At 66.8% G+C, this 19,995-nt stretch carries 19 protein-coding genes; 14 read left to right on the top strand and 5 right to left on the bottom strand.

From position 1 onward, the window contains the following. Nucleotides 1–169 precede the first annotated feature (169 nt). The gene (locus VIM12_RS13070; protein ID WP_331942089.1) at nt 170–904 is read right to left on the bottom strand and encodes a hypothetical protein; all 735 of its coding nucleotides are present in this window, start codon (nt 902–904) and stop codon (nt 170–172) included. A 90-nt stretch (nt 905–994) separates the two neighbouring features. Between VIM12_RS13070 and VIM12_RS13065 the strand changes: the two genes are divergently transcribed. The 7 genes from VIM12_RS13065 (at nt 995) to VIM12_RS13035 (ending at nt 8,343) form a co-directional block, all read left to right on the top strand. Beyond that, on the top strand, nt 995–2,107 hold the full coding sequence (locus VIM12_RS13065; RefSeq protein WP_331942088.1) for an MBL fold metallo-hydrolase: 1,113 nt from the start codon (nt 995–997) through the stop codon (nt 2,105–2,107). Nucleotides 2,108–2,319: 212 nt separating this feature from the next. Further along, complete coding sequence (locus tag VIM12_RS13060) at nt 2,320–2,784, top strand: sterol desaturase family protein (RefSeq protein WP_331942087.1); 465 nt, start codon at nt 2,320–2,322, stop codon at nt 2,782–2,784. Beyond that, a complete protein-coding gene (locus tag VIM12_RS13055) occupies nt 2,781–3,494 on the top strand; it encodes a fatty acid desaturase (protein WP_331942086.1) in 714 nt (237 codons plus the stop codon). Before VIM12_RS13060 ends, VIM12_RS13055 begins: the two co-directional genes overlap by 4 nt. After that, nucleotides 3,491–4,777: a glycosyltransferase gene (locus tag VIM12_RS13050; RefSeq protein ID WP_331942085.1), complete on the top strand. Its 1,287-nt coding sequence runs from the start codon at nt 3,491–3,493 to the stop codon at nt 4,775–4,777. The genes VIM12_RS13055 and VIM12_RS13050 overlap by 4 nt, the downstream gene beginning before the upstream one ends. Further along, a complete protein-coding gene (gene crtY, locus VIM12_RS13045) occupies nt 4,770–5,918 on the top strand; it encodes a lycopene beta-cyclase CrtY (RefSeq protein ID WP_331942084.1) in 1,149 nt (382 codons plus the stop codon). Before VIM12_RS13050 ends, crtY begins: the two co-directional genes overlap by 8 nt. After that, nucleotides 5,915–7,408 (top strand): phytoene desaturase, encoded by a 1,494-nt coding sequence (locus VIM12_RS13040; RefSeq protein WP_331942083.1) that lies wholly within the window; start codon nt 5,915–5,917, stop codon nt 7,406–7,408. The genes crtY and VIM12_RS13040 overlap by 4 nt, the downstream gene beginning before the upstream one ends. Then, nucleotides 7,405–8,343, top strand: coding sequence for a phytoene/squalene synthase family protein (locus VIM12_RS13035; RefSeq protein ID WP_331942082.1), 939 nt, complete (start codon nt 7,405–7,407; stop codon nt 8,341–8,343). Before VIM12_RS13040 ends, VIM12_RS13035 begins: the two co-directional genes overlap by 4 nt. 6 nt (nt 8,344–8,349) lie before the next feature. On the opposite strand, the gene VIM12_RS13030 is transcribed toward VIM12_RS13035, so the two are convergent. Next, nucleotides 8,350–9,210: a polyprenyl synthetase family protein gene (locus VIM12_RS13030; RefSeq protein ID WP_331942081.1), complete on the bottom strand. Its 861-nt coding sequence runs from the start codon at nt 9,208–9,210 to the stop codon at nt 8,350–8,352. Nucleotides 9,211–9,462: 252 nt separating this feature from the next. Here VIM12_RS13030 and VIM12_RS13025 point away from each other — a divergent pair, with 252 nt between their 5' ends. The 4 genes from VIM12_RS13025 to VIM12_RS13010 all read left to right on the top strand — a co-directional run bounded on the left by VIM12_RS13025 (nt 9,463) and on the right by VIM12_RS13010 (nt 14,411). Next, the gene (locus VIM12_RS13025; protein ID WP_331942080.1) at nt 9,463–11,082 is read left to right on the top strand and encodes a phosphoethanolamine transferase; all 1,620 of its coding nucleotides are present in this window, start codon (nt 9,463–9,465) and stop codon (nt 11,080–11,082) included. A 139-nt stretch (nt 11,083–11,221) separates the two neighbouring features. Next, the gene (locus tag VIM12_RS13020; protein ID WP_331942079.1) at nt 11,222–12,238 is read left to right on the top strand and encodes a tripartite tricarboxylate transporter substrate binding protein; all 1,017 of its coding nucleotides are present in this window, start codon (nt 11,222–11,224) and stop codon (nt 12,236–12,238) included. 172 nt (nt 12,239–12,410) lie between these two features. Beyond that, a complete protein-coding gene (locus VIM12_RS13015; protein ID WP_331942078.1) occupies nt 12,411–13,640 on the top strand; it encodes a YncE family protein in 1,230 nt (409 codons plus the stop codon). Between the two features lie 78 nt (nt 13,641–13,718). Next, nucleotides 13,719–14,411 carry a Crp/Fnr family transcriptional regulator gene (locus tag VIM12_RS13010; protein WP_331942077.1) on the top strand — a complete coding sequence of 231 codons (693 nt, stop codon included), beginning with the start codon at nt 13,719–13,721 and terminating at the stop codon, nt 14,409–14,411. An 8-nt stretch (nt 14,412–14,419) separates the two neighbouring features. Here VIM12_RS13010 and VIM12_RS13005 read toward each other — a convergent pair whose 3' ends face one another. Continuing rightward, nucleotides 14,420–15,751 (bottom strand): type II toxin-antitoxin system HipA family toxin, encoded by a 1,332-nt coding sequence (locus VIM12_RS13005; RefSeq protein WP_331942076.1) that lies wholly within the window; start codon nt 15,749–15,751, stop codon nt 14,420–14,422. Next, nucleotides 15,751–16,020 carry a helix-turn-helix domain-containing protein gene (locus VIM12_RS13000; RefSeq protein WP_331942075.1) on the bottom strand — a complete coding sequence of 90 codons (270 nt, stop codon included), beginning with the start codon at nt 16,018–16,020 and terminating at the stop codon, nt 15,751–15,753. The genes VIM12_RS13005 and VIM12_RS13000 overlap by 1 nt, the downstream gene beginning before the upstream one ends. Nucleotides 16,021–16,381: 361 nt before the next feature. Between VIM12_RS13000 and VIM12_RS12995 the strand changes: the two genes are divergently transcribed. Next, the gene (locus tag VIM12_RS12995) at nt 16,382–16,726 is read left to right on the top strand and encodes a BON domain-containing protein (RefSeq protein ID WP_331942074.1); all 345 of its coding nucleotides are present in this window, start codon (nt 16,382–16,384) and stop codon (nt 16,724–16,726) included. A 199-nt stretch (nt 16,727–16,925) separates the two neighbouring features. Here VIM12_RS12995 and VIM12_RS12990 read toward each other — a convergent pair whose 3' ends face one another. After that, nucleotides 16,926–17,951: a GlxA family transcriptional regulator gene (locus VIM12_RS12990; protein WP_331942073.1), complete on the bottom strand. Its 1,026-nt coding sequence runs from the start codon at nt 17,949–17,951 to the stop codon at nt 16,926–16,928. 233 nt (nt 17,952–18,184) lie between these two features. On the opposite strand from VIM12_RS12990, the gene VIM12_RS12985 reads away from it, so the two are divergent. Both VIM12_RS12985 and VIM12_RS12980 read left to right on the top strand, forming a co-directional pair. Next, entirely contained in the window at nt 18,185–19,252 is a 1,068-nt protein-coding gene (locus VIM12_RS12985) for a class I SAM-dependent methyltransferase (RefSeq protein ID WP_331942072.1), read from the top strand. 261 nt (nt 19,253–19,513) lie between these two features. Further along, the gene (locus VIM12_RS12980; protein ID WP_331942071.1) at nt 19,514–19,900 is read left to right on the top strand and encodes a DUF4148 domain-containing protein; all 387 of its coding nucleotides are present in this window, start codon (nt 19,514–19,516) and stop codon (nt 19,898–19,900) included. The last annotated feature ends 95 nt before the right edge of the window (nt 19,901–19,995 follow it).

Below are 19,995 nucleotides of genomic sequence, written 5' to 3'. Positions count from 1 at the left end.
ATATTTTTATTGCGGCTCGCGCGGCATCGATGGCCGGGTGCTGGGGCCACGCAGAAAAGGATGCAACGACGCAAGGAGTTGGCAGAGATGCCACTCAGGCAAATGGACTGCACGGAGTAAATTGAAGTTCAATCACAACCCCGGCGACAGAACGTTGACATGTCCCCGGTCAGTATCTCCGGCAGCGTTGCGGCAAATCCTTCATTGCGGCATTAATTTGCGGAAAATCGCCGCGCCCAAGGTCGGAAGTCAATGTACGGCGGCGGCAGTACGACGAAATAAAGGGGGTGATGAAGGCAGCGATACCATCCTGCAGTTGCACCTGCATGGGCAAAGCACGGCGACGTGATGCACGCGACTGAACGACGGAACGTTCGCGCCGGTCGCGTCGGCATGCCGCGCCCGTGCATCCTTGTACTCCGCGGTGCCGCGTGTGAACGCTTTGCTTCAGTCCGGCCTTCAGGGCAAGCGCCTCGCGAATCTGCCGCGCGAGATAGTCGGCGCGTATCGGCCGCAACTGGTAGCGGGCCTTGTGGCGCATCAGGATCTCGCCCAGGCCGGGAACGCTCTCCGGCGCAATGAAATTGCCGAGGATGAAGACCGGCGTATCACCGCCTGCGCAGATTTCCGACACCAGCGCCGGCAGCGTCGCCGGTGCCGGCCAGTCCGCCAGGAAGTCCAGCACATAGGCGTCGAAGGGCTGGCTGGAGTGGGCGAGCAGGAAGGCAGCGGCATCGTGAAAGGCGGTGGCGCGGCAGCCGCCGTCGTCCAGCAGACGGCCCAGGCTTTCCCCGAGCCAGGCATCGCCGTCGAGGATGGCGATCGTGAAGGGTTTGGGCAGCCAGGGCGGCGTTCGGTTCTGGTCTTTCATGTCAGAGGCGGCGCGCAAGATGGGAAGGGCCATTCTAGCCTCGGCCGGCCGCGAAGGCGGCGGCCGGCAACCCGGCGAAGTCGCCTTTATACTTGCGTCTTTCACCGGACCCTGCTCTTCCACATGCGCCACAAGACTGCCCTGGCGGCACTGACCATCATCCTCGCCGCCACCGGCTGCACCAACGTCAATCCCTACTACGACGCCGGGAAGCGCCACCATACGCCGCAGGGCTTCGTCAACAACTATCCGCCCAATCCCGCCTACCAGCGTCCCGAGACCGGCTTCATCGAAACCTGGATGACGCGCCTGAAGAACTGGACCACCGGCAGCGAAAGCCGGGAACCGCTCGCACCCATCCTGCCGGTGCAGCCGGATCTCGCCTTCATCCACCAGAACCGGACCGAGCCGGCGCTGACCTGGATCGGCCACGCCAGTTTCCTGTTTCAGACCGGCACCGGCGTCAATATCCTGACCGACCCGGTTTTCGAGGACCGCGCGTCGCCGCTGCCGTTTGCCGGTCCGAAACGTCACCAGCCGCCGGGCGTGGCGCTGGCCGAGCTGCCGCATGTCGACGCCGTGTTGATCAGCCACGCCCATTACGATCACCTTTCCATCGACTCCATGCGCGCGCTGTACCGGCAGCCGGGCGGGGCGCCGATGATCTACGCGCCGCTGGGCGTCGACCTGTGGCTGGAAAAGAACGTCACGGGCGGCGACCGTTCCCGCATCGTCAGGCTCGACTGGTGGGACAAGGCGGAATTCCGCGGGCTGGAATTGCACCTGCTTCCGGTGTTTCACTGGGCATCGCGCACGCCGTGGGACCGCAACACCACCCTGTGGGGCGCCTATGCGGTCCGGCGCCCGGGCTTCTCCTTCTTCTTCTCGGGCGACCTTGCGTATTCGAAGGACGTGCAGGACATTGCCGCCCGCTTCGATGGCTTCGACCTTGCCGCGATCGGCATCGGCGCCTACCAGCCGGTCTGGTACCGCAACTCCCATGTCAGTCCGGAGGAAGCAGTGAAGATCCACCGCGAGCTGCGCATCCGGCGCAGCGTGGGCATGCACTGGGGCACCTTTCCGATGGGCCAGGAACGCCTGGACCAGGCCCCGCGGGACCTGGCCATCGCCCGCCAGGCGCAGGGCGTGCCGGACGACGCCTTCTTCGTCATGCGGCACGGCGAGACCTACCGGCCGCTGCGGGAGCAGGGCGGGGCAGCAGCGCGACAGCCCTGATCGCACGATCCGCGATATTCCCGAACATACCGACGACGACTCGTTGACGCGCGTCTGCAGGCGCGCGCAATAAATCCGGCACCATCCGTATCTTCTTCTTGTCTGACCGGTGCGGCCCGCCGTGCAGGCGGGATAGACGCGCGCGATGGTCCTTCAACCCGGCCGGCCGGATCGGCTTGCCGAACTTCAATGGGTTCCTTTCCGGTATGCAGTTGTCCCACCTTGTCCTCGTCATCGCGACGCTGCTGCTGATGGAACTGGCGGTGACACTTTTCCACAAGCACGTGATGCATGGCACCGGATGGCGCTGGCACGCGTCGCATCACGAAGCCCGCCCGGGTTCCGGCTGGGAAAGGAACGACTGGTTCGGCGTTGTGTTCTCCTGCGCCACCGTGCTGCTCTTCGCGCTCGGCGGCTTCCACCAGCCGATATGGTGGATCGCGCTGGGCATCACGCTCTACGGCGTGCTCTACGGCTTGCTTCACGACGTTGTCACTCACCGGCGCTTCGGCATGAAATGGCAGCCGAAGAACGCCTATCTGCGCCGCCTTGTGACGGCACACCGCCTGCACCATGCCATCCGGGAGAGGGAGGGCGGCGTCTCCTTCGGCTTCCTGTATGCGCCGCCGGTCGAGACGGTGCGCAGGCAGTTGCGCGCCCGCCGGAGCAGGACATGAGCCCGCAGCGACAGGGGCGGGTCGGCCTGTCGCTTGCCGTCCCGCTCATTGCGGCCTGGCTCGGCCTTCACGTCTACGGCGTGTTCTTCGCGCCTTTGTCGCCGCCCTTGCTGGTGATCGCGCTGGTCGCCATCCAGACCTGGCTGTCGGTCGGCATCTATATCGTCGCCCATGACGCGATGCACGGCTCGCTGTTGCCGGGCAACCGCAAGATCTGCGACCGTATCGGCGCCGTGGCCGTCTGGCTGTATGCCGGGTTCACCTATCGCGACCTGGTGCCCATGCACCACGCCCATCACCGCCACGCGGGCACCGGCGACGACCCGGACTTTGCCGCGCGCACGCCGTCGGCCGCGCTGCCGTGGTACGGCCGCTTCATGCTGATGTACTTCCGGCGGCGCGAATGCGTGGTCATGCTCCTTCGGGTGGGCGCCTGCATGCTGCTCGGCGCGCCGGTCGAGAACATCCTGCTGTTCTTCGCCCTTCCCGGACTGCTGTCGTCGTACCAGCTGTTCTACTTCGGCACCTTCCTGCCGCACCGGCACGGGGCAGGCGGCGCCGCCTTCCCCGACCGGCACAACGCACGCAGCAGCGGCTACGGCTACATCGCCTCCCTGCTGACCTGCTTCCACTTCGGCTACCACCACGAACACCACCTGCGGCCGGATCTTCCGTGGTGGCGTCTCCCTGCCCACAGAAGGAGAGGATGAACCGTCCCATGCAGCAGCGCCATATCGTCATCGCCACCGCCGGCTCCCTCGGCGACCTCTACCCGTTCCTGGCAGTCGGCCGCGAACTGCAGCGCCGGACGCACCGCGTGACGGTCGCCACCAGCGCCAACCACCAGGCCGCCGTGCTGGAGGCCGGTCTGGGTTTCCGGCACATGCGGCCCGACCCGGAAAACAGCGCTGCCTTCCATGCACGCTACATGCATCCGAAGACCGGCGGCGAGTTCGTCTACAAGCACTATCTCGCGCCCGCCATCCGCGACAGCTACGACGACCTGGCCCGCGCGGCGGCGGATGCCGACCTGCTGGTCAGCCAGTCGCTGATGGCGCTGGCGGCGCCACTGCTTGCCGCCAGGACCGGCATACCCTGGGTGTCGGCGGTGCTGCAACCAATGACGCTGTTTTCCCTCCACGACCGGCCCAACTACCTGCCGGTGCCGCTGCTGCCCTGGCTGTGCGAGCGTTCCCCCCGCATCCATGCGCAGGTTTTCCATTACGTGCGGCGGCATACGGCGGAATGGGTGCGGCCGGTTTTCCGGCTGCGCGCCTCGCTGGGGATCGGTGGCGAGCCGCACCCGATGTACGAGGGCCAGCATTCTCCCGCGTGCGTGCTGGCGATGTTCTCCCCGCTGCTCGGCCAACCGCGCCCTGACTGGCCGGGCGCGACGGTGCAGACCGGTACGGCCGACTATGTTTCTCCTGCGGTGCGGCGGCAGCCGTCGCTCCAGGCGTTCCTGGCGCAGGCAGGCAGGCCGCTGGCGATCTTCACCCTGTCGGCGTCCGCCAGCAACGATGCGGGGGATTTCTACCGCGAGGCGCTGCATGCGGCGGGCATCGCGGGCATGCGCGCGCTGCTGATCACAAGCGGGCTGGCTGCTTCCGGGCGCCTGCCCGATCCCTTGCCCGACTGGGCGATGCGGGTCGACTACGCACCCTTCGAGGAGATCTTTCCGCATGCCGCCGTCGTCGTGCACGCCGGCGGCATCGGTACCGCATTCAAGGCGCTGCGCGCCGGCGTGCCGCAGATCCTGGTGCCGCACGCCCATGACCAGCTGGACAACGCCTTGCGTCTCGCCCGCCTCGGCGCTGCGACCGTCATCCATGGCAAGCGCGCCGGCCGCGCGCGCCTTGCCCGCGCCCTGCAGAAGATCGCCGGGGATGACGCGCTGCGGCGTCATGCGGCGGCACTGGCGCCGCGCGCGCGGGACGAGGACGGCGCGGGCCGCGCGTGCGACATCATCGAAAGGCAGCTTGCCCATGCATGACCTGATCCTCGTCGGGGGCGGACTTGCGAACGGACTGATCGCCTGGCGGCTGAAGATCCTGCGCCCCGACCTGCGCGTCTTGCTGGTGGAGCAGGCGCCGCGGCTGGGCGGCAACCACACCTGGTCGTTCTACCAGAAGGACCTGTCGGCCGCGCAGCATGCCTGGCTGCGGCCCGCGGTGGTCCATTCCTGGCCGGGCTACGAAGTGCGCTTCCCGGGGCACTGGCGCAGGCTCGACACCGCCTGCCACAGCATCACGTCGTCGCGCTTCCACGCGGTCCTGTCGCAACTGCTGGGCGAGGCGGCGATCTGCGGCGCAGCCGTGACCGAGGTTCAAGCCGACAGCGTGCGCATCGACGGCAGGCGCTTCGCGGCAGGCGCGGTCGTGGATGGAAGGGGTCATCTCGCCTCGCCCCACATGCGCTACGCCTACCAGAAATTCCTCGGGCAGGAGCTGGAACTGGAAGCGCCGCATGAACAGGCGCTGCCGGTCATCATGGACGCGACTGTGCCGCAGGATGGCGGCTACCGCTTCGTCTACACGCTGCCGTTCGCGCCCAAGCGCATCCTGGTCGAGGACACCTGCTACAGCAATGCGCCCGAGCTCGACCAGGCGCAGGCCCGGGCCCGGATTGCCGGCTACGTCGCCGCTCGCGGCTGGAAAGTCGCGGCGCTGGCGAGGGAGGAGACCGGCATCCTGCCCATCGCGCTGTCGGGCGACATCGACGCGTTCTGGGGAGAAGCGTGCAGGCGCCATCCGTGCAGCGGGCTGCGCGCCGGACTGTTCCACGCGACCACCGGCTACTCGCTGCCGGTCGCAGTCAATCTCGCGGACAGGATCGCGGGGCTGCCGCTACTTGATGCAAACGCGGTCTACCAGGCGATCCGCGACTACTCGGTCGCGCAATGGCACAGCCAGGGTTTCATGCGCCTGCTGAACAGGATGCTGTTCTTCGCGGGTCCCGCATCGCTGCGCTACCGCGTCCTGCAACGTTTCTACACCCTGCCGCAGGCGCTCATCGAGCGGTTCTATGCAGGGCAGCTGAACCGCTTCGACGAGCTGCGCATCCTTTCCGGCAAGCCGCCGGTTCCGGTGCTGCCGGCCCTGCGGGCGGCCTTTCGGACAGGGGAGCGGACATGAGCAAGGCAATCGTGATCGGCAGCGGCTTCGGCGGGCTCGCGCTCGCCATCAGGTTGCAGTCGGCGGGCATCGACACCCTGATCCTGGAGCGGCGCGACAAGCCCGGCGGCCGCGCCTACGTTTACGAGGATGCCGGCTTCACCTTCGACGCCGGACCGACGGTCATCACCGATCCCACCGCGCTGGAGGAGTTGTTCGCGCTGTCGGGCAACCAGCTGTCGGACTACGCGACCCTGCTGCCGGTCAGTCCCTTCTACCGCCTGTGCTGGGAGGACGGCTACTGCTTCGACTATGTGAACGACCAGGCGGAGCTCGACCGCCAGATCGGCGCCAAGTCGCCGGCCGACGTCGGCGGCTATCGCCGCTTCCTCGCGTATTCGGCGGCAGTGCTGGAGGAGGGATATACCAAGCTGGGCCATGTCCCGTTTCCGGACTTTCGCAGCATGGTGCGCGTGGCGCCGCAGCTGATCAGGCTGGAGAGCTACCGCAGCGTGTACGGGATGGTCTCGCGGTTCATCAGCGACCCGCAGCTGCGGCAGGCGTTCAGCTTCCATTCGCTGCTGGTCGGCGGCAATCCCTTCGAGACCTCGTCCATCTATGCGCTGATCCATGCGCTGGAGCGTCAGTGGGGCGTGTTCTTTCCGAAAGGGGGCACCGGCGCACTGGTCAACGGCATGCTCAGGCTGTTCAAGGATCTCGGGGGCGAGCTGAGGCTCAATGCCGAGGTGGACGAGATCGTCGTCGAGCAGGGCAGGGTGCGCGGCGTGCGGCTGCGCACGGGGGAGTCGATCGCCTGCACCGTCGCCGCCAGCAATGCGGATGTCGTGCATGCCTACGACCGGCTGCTGCGCGGCAGCCGCGTCGGGCAGCGCAAGGCCGCGGCGCTGCGCAGGAAGCGCTTCAGCATGTCGCTCTTCGTGATCTACTTCGGCCTCAAGGGGGTGCGCGACAACCTGCGGCACCATACGGTGCTGTTCGGACCGCGCTACCGCGAGCTGCTCAAGGACATCTTCCACGGCAAGACGCTGGCGGAGGATTTTTCGCTCTACCTGCATGCGCCCACGGTCACCGATCCGACGCTCGCGCCGCCGGGGCACAGCGCCTACTACGTGCTGGCGCCGGTACCCCACCTCGGCAATGCCGACATCGACTGGGGCATCGAGGGACCACGTTACCGCGACCGCATCCTCGCCTACCTGGAGCGTCATCATATCCCCGGCTTGCGGCGCGACCTGGTGACGTCCCGCATCTTCACCCCATGCGATTTCAGGGATGAGCTGAATGCGCATCTCGGTTCCGCATTCTCGCTCGAGCCGGTGCTCTGGCAGAGCGCCTACTTCCGGACCCACAACAAGGACCGCGACATCGAGGGGCTGTATTTCGTCGGCGCCGGCACCCATCCCGGGGCGGGCATCCCCGGCGTGGTCGGCTCGGCCAAGGCCACAGCGCGCCTGATCCTCGATGACGTCCTGCAAAGGAGCGCCGCATGACGGAAAGCCTGGAGGCATACAGCGAACACAGCATCCGCGAGGGATCGAAGAGTTTCGCCCGGGCGGCCACGCTGTTCGCACCGGAGATGCGGCGCAGCGTCATGATGCTTTACGCATGGTGCCGCTATTGCGACGACGTCATCGACGGGCAGGTGCTGGGATACGGGCAGCAGCAATTGAGCAAGACGGACAAGTCGGCACGCCTCCAGTTGTTGCGGGAAGAAACCGCCCGCGTGTGCGACGGCCATGGCAGCGATATACCGGCTTTCGCCGCGCTGGCGGAGGTGCTGCGCCGGCATGCGATTCCCCGCCGTTACCTGTTCGAACTGCTCGACGGCTTCGCCCTCGACGCGGCGGAGACCCGCTTCACGACGTTCGATGAAACCCTGCACTACTGCTATCACGTTGCCGGCGTGGTCGGCGTGATGATGGCCTGCATCATGGGCGTCAGGGATCCGGAGGTGCTGCACCGCGCCGCGGATCTCGGCATCGCTTTCCAGCTCACCAACATTGCGCGCGACATCCGCGAGGATTTGCAGGTAGGGCGCTGCTATCTGCCGGAACAATGGCTGGACCGCATGGGAGTATTGCCCGCGGAAGCGGAGGACGCCCGGCATGCGGCGGCCCTGCATGCGCTGGCATGCGAACTGGTCGCCCATGCCGAGCCGTATTATGCGTCGGCCCGCATCGGCCTGGCCCGGCTTCCCTGGCGTTGCGCCTGGGCCATCGGCAGCGCCTTGCTCATCTATCGTGACATCGGCTTGCTGCTGCGCGCCAACCCCGCCTCCGGCAACCGCCGCATGCAGGTGTCGGACCGTCGCAAGCTGTGGCGCGTGTGCGGAGGTCTGGCGCTGGCGGCGTCGGCGCGGGTAAAGGCGCGCCGACGCGCGGCGGCGCCGCGTGCCGGCCTGTGGACCAAGGCCGGCATGCACTGAACCGGTTCAGTGCCGCGCGAAGACGGCGTTCGTGAAGCTGGTCAGCACTTCCGCGCAGTCCTCTCCCTCTATGGCGGCGTGCGCCCGGCGCAGATGCCGCTGGAACTGCCTCTCGGCATTCGAGACGCCGATGCGCGACGCCAGGTTCAGGCCCGGCGCATCGATATCGGTGAGGTCGTCCTTCAGCTGAAACGCGAGGCCCAGACTCGTGGTGTAGGCAAGCACCTTCGCCTCCTGGGCGGGGGAAGCGTCGCACATCAGGCAGCCCGCCCGCGCTGCGGCAAGAAACAGGATGCCTGTCTTCAGGTGATGGACGTTCGTGATCGCATCGGGCGCCGCCGGCGCGGACTTCGAGGCCAGGTCGATGTACTGGCCGAGCGACAGGCCGCTCGATCCTATCGTCTCGCAGAGCAGGTGAATCATCTTGAGGCGCACCGCGGGCGGCAGGCCGTCGTGGCCGGCGAGAATCGCATGGGCATGCATCAGCAGCGAGACCGCCGCCAGGATCGAGCAGTCCTCGCCGTACACGGCATGCGTGGACGGCCGGTTGCGCCGCTCGCGGTCGTTGTCCATGCATGGCAGGTCGTCGAGGACGAGCGACGCCGCGTGGATCATCTCGACGGCGCAGGCGACCGGGACGATGCTGTCCCGCCTGGCCCCGAGGAAATCCGCCACCGCCATCATCAGCAGGGGCCGCAGGCGCTTGCCTGGCGACAGCACGGCGTAGCGCATCGCCTCGGTCACACGGGAGGGATGGGCTGCCTCCAGCAGGAGATGCAGGTGGTCATCGATCTGCTGACGGGCGGCGGAAGTCCAGTCGATGGCGACCGGTCCGGCGGTAGGGGTGGACGTGCAATCTAGCCTCATTGACGCAGAGTTCCTATCCATGCAGTTACATCGAACAAGTGCATAGATCATATGTCCTGCCATTGGGGCCTCCCGATACGACTTGTGCATCTCCTGCGTTTGCACAAATGGCGGCATGCACATCTTGCGCTGCCGGAACATGCGGATCACGGGCGGTCGCAACCCTCTTTGTTTTCATGGAAGGTGTCCGCGTTGTCGTTAATACATGCCGTCATCCCCGTAATGCGCCGCCGCCCGGCGGCGGACAAGCGCATGCTGCGCTTTCGCTCGCCGGTCCCGTTCGCCCTGATGACAGCGGGCATGTTCCTGCTTGCATTCAACCAGCGCTTCTGGAGTACGGCGCTCGCAAGCGGCGCAGGCGGGGCGGTCGATGTCCTGCACCTTGCCAGCCTCGGCATGCTTCTCCTGCTGGCGTACGCCGGTGCACTGCTGCTGATTCCGGGCAGCCTGCCGATGAAGATTGTTGCCGCGCTGCTGTTACCGGTCGGGGCAATGGCGGCCTACTGTGCCGACAGCTTCGGCGTCGTGATCGATGCCGGCATGATCCGCAACCTGGGGGAGACCGACCGCAGGGAAGTGATGGGCCTGCTCACCCCGCGGCTGCTGGTCTACATCATCGGACTGGGTGTCGTTCCGGTGTTCCTGGTGGCGCGCTCGCAGATTGCGCCGATCGGCTTGCGCAGGCAGCTTCAGCACCGCCTTGCCTTCCTGGCCATCGCCGCGGCGATGGCCGCCCTTGCCCTGGCCGCCATGCCGCGCCTGCGCGCCGCCGTGCTGGACCAGGAGCAACTGCGGCGGCTTGCCGTGCCCGGCGCGGCTGTCGTCGCCGGGGCGGACTACCTGCGCGTGGCACTGCTGGCCAGCGCGCGGGCCGGAGAGCCGGCGCCGGCCGGGCAGGCGTGGCGGATTGCGCAACCGCCGCACGCGAGGCCGCTCCTGGTGTTCCTGGTGGTCGGCGAAACGGCACGCCACAAGAACTTCCAGCTTGGCGGCTACGCCCGTCCCACCAACCCCGGCTTGTCCCGGATCGACAACCTGACCTATTTCACCCGCGCCGAGGCGTGCGGCACCTCCACCGCGGTATCGGTGCCCTGCATGCTGTCCCACCTCGGCCGCAACCGCTTTTCCCTGCCGGCCTACGACGGTGCACACAATGTGCTCGGCGCGCTTGCAACGGCAGGCGTTGCCGTCGAGTGGCGTTCGAACAATACGGCGAAATTCGATCCCGGACGCGGGGTACGGAAGGTCGCCCTGCCGGATGAAACCCGTCCCGACCTGTGCGGCGACGAATCCTGCCTCGACGAGCTGCTTCTCGTGGGATTGCCGCAGAGGCTGAGGGCAGTGAGCGCGGACAGCCTGCTGGCCTTCCACCAGATGGGGAGCCACGGCCCCGCGTATTTCCTGCGCTATCCGGCATCAATGCAGAAGTTCGCGCCTGCCTGCCGCAACAAGGACCTGGGCGCCTGCAGCGCGGAGGAGTTGCGCAATGCCTACGACAACACCATCCACTACACCGACCACCTGCTGTCGACGATGATCGCCATGCTGGCGAGGGACGCGGCGCAGACCGACAGCGCCCTGATCTACGTTTCCGACCACGGCGAATCGCTGGGGGAAAACGGCCTGTTCCTGCACAGCGCGCCATATGCCAGCGCGCCGGAAGAGCAGAAGCGGATTCCGTTCATGCTATGGATGTCGGAGGGCTACAGGAGCCGTTTCGGCATCGATTCCGCCTGCCTTCGCCACCAGCGGGACAAGGCCATCGGGCACGATCATGTATTCCACACGCTGCTGGGGATGATGGCGGCGAGAAGCACGTTCTACACGGATGGACTGGACCTGCTCGCGCCCTGCCGGACGCGTGGCGGCTGAGCCGGTCGCCCCGGGAATGCGCGGCGCCATCGACCGCGTCCACCGCCATCCACCCGCAACCGGGCCGGGGCGGTTTCATGGCACACTTGCATTTCATTCCTCTCAAGACGCCGCACCTGATTCTTACCCCGGACATCCCATGCGCACCACGATCCAGACCTCCGCCACGCCCGCCGGCCCGCGCCGGCCATTCCTCGTCAGGAAGTTCCTTGCCGCCGCCGCGATCTTCGGCTGCGCCGCCATCGCGCACGCCCAGACCTGGCCGGCGGAGCCGATCAAGTTGATCATCCCTTTCCCGCCGGGCGGAGGCACCGACATCCTGTCGCGCATCGTGGCCAACAAGTTGGCCGAAGCGAACAAGTGGACCATCGTCGCCGAAAACCGCGGCGGCGCGGGCGGCACCATCGGCGTCGGCGAAGCCGCGAAATCCGCGCCCAACGGTTATACGCTGCTGATGGGCCAGAAGGACAACATGGCCGTCGCGCCCTGGCTCTACAAGCGGCTGGCGTATGACCCGGTCCGCGACTTCAGCGCGGTGGCGCACGTCGCCTACACGCCGGTCGTCATCGTCACCGCCGCCAACTCCAGGTTCAAGACGCTGGCCGACGTCGTGACGGCGGCGCGCAGCGCGCCGGACACCATCGCCTACGGCTCGCCCGGCAACGGCACCACCATCCATCTGGCCGGCGAGGCGCTCGGCACTGCGGCAAAAATCAAGCTGGTGCACGTTCCGTACAAGGGCTCCAGTCCGGCCCTGGTCGATGCGATGGCCGGGACGGTGGACCTGGCGCTGTCGTCCGTCCCTTCCGCGCTCAGCCAGATCAAGGCGGGCAAGCTGCGGGCGCTGGCCGTGACCTCGGCCCGACGGAGCACTTCGCTGCCCGAGGTCCCGACCGTCGCGGAATCGGGCTACAAGGGCTTCGACGTCAGCACCTGGTACGGCATCTTCATGCCGGCCGGCGCGCCGAAGGAGGTGGTGGCGCGGGTCAACGGCGAAGTGAACAAGCTGCTGGCTACGCCGGAAATGATCCAGGCCATCCATGCGCAGGGCGCGGAGCCGGAGGCGATGACGCCCGATCGCTTCTCCACCTTGCTGAAGACGGACCACCGCGCGATGCAGGACATCGTGAAGCGGGCCGGCGTGACCATCGAGTAGGCAGGGCGGGCAAGGCCCCGCGTCACCCCGGGGAATGCCGGCCGGATGGCGGGGGAGGGAATCTGGGTCTTGTGTCGGGAAGCCGACAGAGCGTCGCCCGCGGCCGCCGCAAAATGCGGCGGCGAACGCTTCCGGCGCGACGCCCAGGCATAACTATTCAAACATCCGAGACATGCGAACCCTCTTCACACTGGCATCATGCGCCGCCACGGTGCTGGCGGCAGGCGCCCTGCACGCCCAGCCGGCGCCCGTCCTGCGCGACGTCGTCCTCGTCGGCAGCAACTGGGACGGCACTGCCGAGATCTTCGACCCGCATACCTTCAAGGTCCTCAAGCGTATCGATATCGCGCCCGACCGCAAGGAGCGCATGGAAGAGATCAACAGCGCCGGACTCGTTCGGCGCGCCAGCTTCCACCTGATCCGCTCGGTCATCGGCGAAGGCCACGACCAGCTGGTCGACGATCTCTTCGCTTCGCAGGACGGCCGCTTCATCTACGCATCCCGGCCCAGTTTCGCGGACGTGGTCGCCATCGAGGTCGCCACCGGCAAGGTCGCCTGGCGCACGCCGGTCGAAGGGATTCGCGCCGACCATGCGGCGATCTCGCCGGACGGCCGCATCTTCCTGGTGTCGGCATCCACCGCGCGCAAGGTACATGCCATCGATACCGCGACCGGAAAGATCGTCGGCGAGTTCGCCTCCGGCGACCAGCCGCACGAGAACACCTATTCGAAGGACGGGAAGCGCATCTACCACGCCAGCATCGGCAAGGTCTACGTGCCGACCACCGCGTCCTGGCTCGACTGGATCAAGGGCGACCGCTGGTTTCAGGTGGTCGATGCGCAGAGCTACAAGGTGCTGAAGCGCATCGACATGGGCGAGAAGCTGGCCGCCTTCGGCCGGCCGTGGATCGACAAGGCGGTGCGGCCGATGGCGGTGTCGCCCGACGAGAAACACGTGTATTTCCAGGTGTCCTTCTTCCATGGCCTGTTCGAATACGACGTGGCCGCCGACAAGGTGACGCGTGCGCTCGACCTGCCGGTGCCGGAGGAGATCGCCGCGCTCCCCTACCGCAAGTACCAGCTCAACTCGGCGCACCACGGACTCGCAATCAATGCCGAGGGCACCAGGTTGTGCGTGGCCGCCACCATGTCCGGCTATGCCGCGATCGTCGACCGCGCCAGCTTCAAGTACACGGCGGTCCAGCTGTCGCCGACGCCGCTCGGCGCCAAGCCGTACTGGGCAACCGAGAGCGCGGACGGCAAGTACTGCTACATCTCGGTCAGCGAGCAGGACCGGGTGTCGGTCATCTCCTTCGAAAGCGGCAAGGAAGTCGCCAGCGTCCCGGTCGGCGACCATCCCCAGCGCGTGCGCACCGGCAGGCTGCTGCTCGCGGCACCCTGAACGTCGCCGTCCTGCAGGCTTAGCGCGAAATCGGCGACAATCGCCTGGGTTGACAACATACGGAACGGGCGCGCAGACATGCAGGGAGAACGCGGCAAATACCTCGGGACGATGCGCGCCGGCAGCTGGTTCCATGGCCTGCCCGCCGCGCTGCAGGACTGCCTGGGGCAGCTGGCGCAAGTGCGGCGGCTGGAGGGCGGCACGCTGCTGTTCTCGCGGGGCGATCCGCCCGACGGACTGTACTGCGTGGCGGAGGGCGCGGTGCGCATCGCCAGCACCTCGCCGTCCGGCAAGGAGGCCCTGCTGGCACTGGTGGAGCCGCCGCACTGGTTTGGCGAGATCGCGCTGTTCGACGGCCAGTCGCGCACGCACGACGCATGGGCGGAGGGACCCACGGTGCTGCTGCATATACCGCAGGATGCGCTGCTCGCCGCATTGCGCGGCTGCCCCGAGTGGTGGCGGGATTTCGGCCTGCTGCTGTCGCAGAAGCTCCGCGCCACCTTCCTGGTACTCGAGGACTGGGCACTGCTGCCTGCGGCCGGCCGTCTTGCACGCAGGCTGGTGGCCATCGCCGAGGGCTACGGCGAGTGGAAGGACCGCACGCGGCGCACCATCCAGGTCTCGCAGGAGCAGCTCGCCCTGATGCTGTCGCTGTCCCGGCAGAGCGTGAACCAGATCCTCAGGCAATGGGAGGCGCGCGGCGTGGTGCGCCTGTCGCGCGGCGGCATCGAGATCGTCGACGTCGCGGCACTGCGGGCGCTGGCGGCCTGACTTTCCGCTTAGCTCGCCCCCGCCAGACGCTGCGCCTGCGCCGCGATGCCGCGGAAGACCGGCTCCGCCACCGCCTGCGGAAAGTCCGCGGGCAGGCTGGCGGCCACCCGGTCGAGGACCGCCGGGGTGCGCGCGAGCACATCCTCGATCACCGTTTCGAAATCCGGTCCCAAGGCATTGCGCCGGGCGACCGCATTCCAGTGCCGCCGCTGCACGTCCTTCATCCGGTAATGCGCATTCCGCGAGCGCACGGCCATCGCCAGCTTGACCTTCGGCCACTGGAACTGGCGCGCGCCGGGCCCGATGACCGGCCATGCGGAGACCACGTCGTACAGCGGCGTCAGCGCGAAGCGGCCGCCGGCCAGCAGATGGATGCTGAAGTTCTTCGCATGCCCGTCCGGCGCCGCCAGCATCCAGAACAGCAGTTGCGCCGTGAGGAAGCGCCTGCGATCGGTACCCGGCTCGGTGCTGCCGCGCAGCTTGTCCAGGATGGCGTCGATGCCCGGCCCGCCTTTCTCCTCGTACTTCTGTGCCGGGCCGATGCCGAAGACCTGGCAGAAGTCTTCCTGCGGCAGGCGCGCGATCCAGCCCGACGCCATCCGCCTGCGGTCGAAGCGCTCGACCACGAGCACCTTGTGGCGCCCGAAGCGCGCGATCTCGCACTGCGCGGCGGGCAGTCCGTAGGCCTGCATGAGCTTCGCGCAGAGCCACTCGTTTTCCACGGAGGTGGAGAAGTCGGCGCGCATGGCGCCGACTTCTCCCATCGGCAGCTTGAAAATGTGCGTGGTCGGGGTCGCTCCCTGCGGCAGGTGCCAGCTTCCGTCATGCAAAAGGAAAGCGGTCTTTTCCTGCGCGCCCGCGATCGAGATCCGCAGGTCCTCGTCCGCCGGCGTCCCGATGCCGCCGGCGGCGACGGTCGCGTCCAGCTGTGCTTCGATGTCGGCTTCCGTCAGCGGCCGCCCGGTGATCCTCCGCACCTCGGGAGGCGCGCTGCCCGCCGGCATCAGCTGCACGGCGCCGGCGCAATCGCGGCCGACTTTCTCCAGCAAGTCGAAAGGCTGGGTGGAGGCGGCGCCGTGGCGCAGTGCCACGCGATTGCGGATGGCGGCGCTGTCCGGCAGGAGGTTGTCGAAATACGCGGCCACCCTGGGGCCGGACTCGGGGCGCGTGCCGAGCGTAAGCGGAAGCGACAGCGAGAGGGGGCGGCTGGCGGCGTCGTCGAGCCATGACGCGTGATACGCGAAGCGCTGCACCCCGGCGGCGGACACGCTCCACTGTCCCACCAAAAGCCCGTTCATCCAGATGTCGAGATGGCGGGTGCGGGAAGGGCGGCCCGCCATTACCACGCGTCCTTGTCGGCTGCCCTTGTGCGCCGGGAAGATGCCGCCGCCTGCTCGCGCGGCTCCACCGTCAGGATGGCGTCCAGGGCCATCAGCAACGTCAGGATCTGGTCGAAGGTCACGTTCTCGGGATGGTTCTCGATCTTGGAAACGCGTTCCTGCGACAGGCCGATCTTCTGGCCGAGGGCCGTCTGCGAAAGGCCGCGTTCGGTACGCAGGCGCTTCAGGAACGGGCCGAGCTGGCCCGAGGTGGCGATAGCGGTCTTCATGCTGCAGGCTCCCGGTGCGAGGGTATTCCGGATCGGTAATAAGACAAGAATATTCTTTATAAAGAATAAGTCAAGAGTATTCTTTATAAGGCATATCGATTGTTCGACGCAATGCGCCCCGTCGTGCCGCCCCGCCACTACACGCCGCTGCTGGCATCTGGGCCGTTACCGCGCGTCCTCATGCCGGCCGTGCCTTGCGACGGCATTCTGCGCGACGGAGGCATCCACCATGCTTTCCTGCACCGGATCAGCGCGGTCGCACGCCCGAGCTGCGCCGCGCTGATCGGCATTCAGCATAAAATGCCAATCCAAGGTAGATTATTGCCCGGGATGCATTACCTAAAAAGTGAAGGAGAAACCAATGAAAACGACCAAATTGATTGCCTTGCTGCTCTCCGCCTTTGTCGTGGCGGGCTGCGGTGCGATGGGAGGCGGCAAGTCGGACGCCGCAGCAACCGCCACTCCGGCGGCCGGGGCGGCGACATCCGGTGACGAGGCGATTACCAAGGGCGTCAAGGACGCGCTGGCTGCCGATCCGGAAATCGGCGGTGCGAACCTGAGCGTCGACACGACCCAGGGCAAGGTGAGGCTGAAAGGTGAAGTGAAATCCGTCGCCGCCTTCCTGAAGGCGCCGTCCGTCGCCAAGAAGGTACCGGGCGTGGTGGCGGTGGACAACCAGATCATCGTCTGCACGACCTGCAAGTAAGTCTCGGCATCCTCCGGGCGGCAACTCTGCCGCCCGTTTCCTCTCCTCGTCCGCGCCGCCAGGCGAAGGATTCTTCCCCTTTGAAAAGACGTTTGCGATGCCACGCCGGGCGGCCGCGCCCGCAAGTCTTGCCTGCGCCGCATCCGGCTGACCCGCCCGCGTCATTCCTCGTCGGCGGACATGCCCCGGCGGGCACGCCCTAGAGCCGGGCGAAGTCCGGCAGGCGAAAGCGCTTGCGGTATTCTCCCGGCGCCAGGTGCGTGGTGCGCTTGAACAGGCGCCGGAAAAACGCAGGGTCTTCATAACCGACACGCCAGCTGATCTCTTCGACCGACGCCTCGGTCCGTTCCAGCCTGCGCTTGGCATCCTCGATCCGCAGCCGCTGCACGTAAGCCAGCGGGCTGAGGCCGGTGGCATGCGTGAAGCGCCGCTTGAAGGTGCGCTCGGCCAGCCGCGAGCGGCTGATCATCTCCTCCACCGGATGGGCCACCGAGAAGTGCGTATCCAGCCATTGCTGCGCGCCGCGGATGTCGCTATCCCCATGATCGCGCTTGCCTTCAAACACCATGAATGGCATCAGTCCGTCCTGGTGCCATTGCAGGGCGAACATGCGGGCGACGTCCTGCGCGGCGGTTGCGCCCGCATAGCGGGCAATGAGATAGAGCACCAGGTCATGCCAGGTCATCGACGCGCCCGAGGTCACAAGCTCCTCCCGTTCGCCGGAAACGACGAGCACGCGCTCCGGCTGGATCGGTATCGACGGGTAGGCCGCCGCAAAGGCATCGGCGTAGAAAAAGTGCACCGTCGCATCCCTGCCGTCGAAAAGCCGCGTCTCGGCCAGGAGAAAAATGCCCGAGCAGGCGGAGCAGAGCAGCGCACCGCACCCGTGCCTTGCGCGAAGCCACTCGACGACGCGCGGATAGCGGTCCTTCGTCCAGCCGGCAGGACCAAGCAGGACCGACGGGACGATCACGATGTCGGTCGAATCGATTTCTCCTATGGCACGCTGCACATTGATCGGCACCCCGCTCGCCAGTTCGAGCGGTCCGGCCTGCTCTCCCACGATCTCGACCCGGAACGGCACCTGCGCGGCGGGAGGGTTGAGCAGCGCGAATGCATTCATGACATCGAAGATGCCGGTCAGGGTGGAGACCGCGGCCTCCGGCAGCGCGAGGAGGCTGACATGGTGCGGATCGGATTCAAGGCAGGAAGATGGCGGTCTCATGACGGGCGGGCCTTTCGGTATCTGATGCACGCCGCACGACGAACCTCCCCGCCCGATGGCCGGCAGCATCTCCTGCCTGCCTGCGGTACCGGGGCGCATGTCCGGCGCGTTGCGGAGCGCGTGGCACAAGTGGACCGTTCCCGGGTGATTCCGGCTCTGCCTTCCAGAGCGCTGAAGTGGGATGCTGTGCGTGCAGTCTGGATCCCGCGAAGTACCAACTGGAGGCAATGATCATGGAAGCACCCGTTATCGATCAAGTGAAGCTTGAATCGTTTGTCATGCGCGCCATCGGCGACCTCTCGGCCGGGTTCGGCGGCGTGATGGTGAGCCTTGGCAGCAAGTTGGGCCTGTACAAGGCAATGGCAGGCGCCGGGCCGCTGACGGCGGACGAGCTTGCCGCCCGTTCCGGATGCGCGCGGCGTTATGTGAGCGAATGGCTCAATGCGCAGGCAGCCGGCGGCTACGTCGACTATCACGCCGCCAGCGGCACCTATGCGCTTTCTCCCGAACAGGCGGTCGTGCTGGCGGATGAAGATAGTCCAGTGTACATCGCGCACGCGTGGAATATACCGGCGTCGATGTGGTTTGACGAAGACAAGGCCATCGATGCCTTCCGCACCGGCAAGGGCGTTTCCTGGGGTGACCATCACGGCCGGCTCTACTGCGGCGTGGCGGCCTTCTACGGCAACGCCTACCGCAGCAGCCTGGTGCCGGAATGGCTGCCCGCGCTGGAGGGCGTCGTGCAACAGCTGGAGGCGGGCATCAACGTTGCCGATGTCGGCTGCGGCCACGGCCATTCGACCATCCTGATGGCCGAGGCATTTCCGCGGTCACGCTTCCATGGATTCGACGTGCATGGCCCCTCGCTCGACGAGGCAAAGCGCAATGCGGCCAGTAAGGGCCTGGAGGACCGCGTCGATTTCGGTGTGGCACGCGCCGACGACTATCCGGGCAACGGCTACGGGCTGATCTGTTTCTTTGACTGCCTGCACGACATGGGCGACCCGGTTGCCGCCGCCAGGTATGCGTACCGCATGCTCGCGCCGGATGGCACCGTCATGCTGGTCGAGCCGTTCGCCAACGACCGGGTGGAGGATAACCTGTCGCCGGTTTCCCGCCTGTACTACGCGGCCTCCACCACGCTGTGCTGCGGCCACGCGGTATCGGAAGGCGGTCATCTCGTCCTTGGTGCGCAGGCGGGCGAGTCACGGCTTGCCGCGGTATTCCGCGAGGCCGGCTTCTCGCACTTCCGCCGGGCAGCAGAGACGCCATTCAACATGATTCTCGAAGCACGACGGTAGGCAGGCGATGACGCCGGCCGACCCGGGCGAAACAACAATTTGAAAAGCAACAGTGCGGCGCCGGCAAGCGCTTGCACAGGGAGACATGGGCGCGAGCAGGGATGCATACGGAAAGCCGCCGACGGCGGCGGACTATGCATCGCCGTCCCTGGTCGCTTGATCGCTGTAATTGTTTCATCGATGCGCGCGCTGGCGCGCGGGTCACGAAGGCGGCGGGCCATTCCGCCGGCCGGGATTCAACCACTTCTCAAGGAGCTGTAAATGAACACGAAACACATGTTTGCCGCCGTTGCCTTCCTCGCCGCCGGATCGGCTTGCGCCGGGGACATCTATCCCTACGTTGACCACAGCAAGTTCACCGGCACCAGGACCCGCGCCGAAGTGCAGGCCGAGCTGAACGGTGCGGGCGCCATCGCCTCGCGCCAGCCGGAATTCGTCGAGTTCGCCGACGTCGCTGCCGACAGGACCCGCGACGAAGTCCGCGCCGAACTTGCACGCGCATACGCCGAGGGCAACCATGTCGCAGGCGGCGCCAGCGAGTTCGTCGAATTCGGCAGGGTCGCCTCGACCCGCAGCCGGGCAGAAGTCCGTGAGGAAGCCGCGGCAGCGCGGGAAGCGACGGCCGAAAGCAGGATCGCCGGTCTTTGACGCCGACTGCGTGCCGGATCGCCGGTTCCGGACCGCAGGTTCTGCAGACGCAGGCTTGCGCGTTGTGTCTCCTCCACTTTCTTCGGAGAGTGGAC

Origin of the sequence: Noviherbaspirillum sp. (assembly GCF_036563305.1) — a bacterium.
In the GTDB taxonomy this organism is placed as follows: domain Bacteria; phylum Pseudomonadota; class Gammaproteobacteria; order Burkholderiales; family Burkholderiaceae_D; genus Noviherbaspirillum.
The sequence above is the reverse complement of the archived record's forward strand: the minus strand, read 5'-3'. Positions and strand labels throughout refer to the sequence as shown.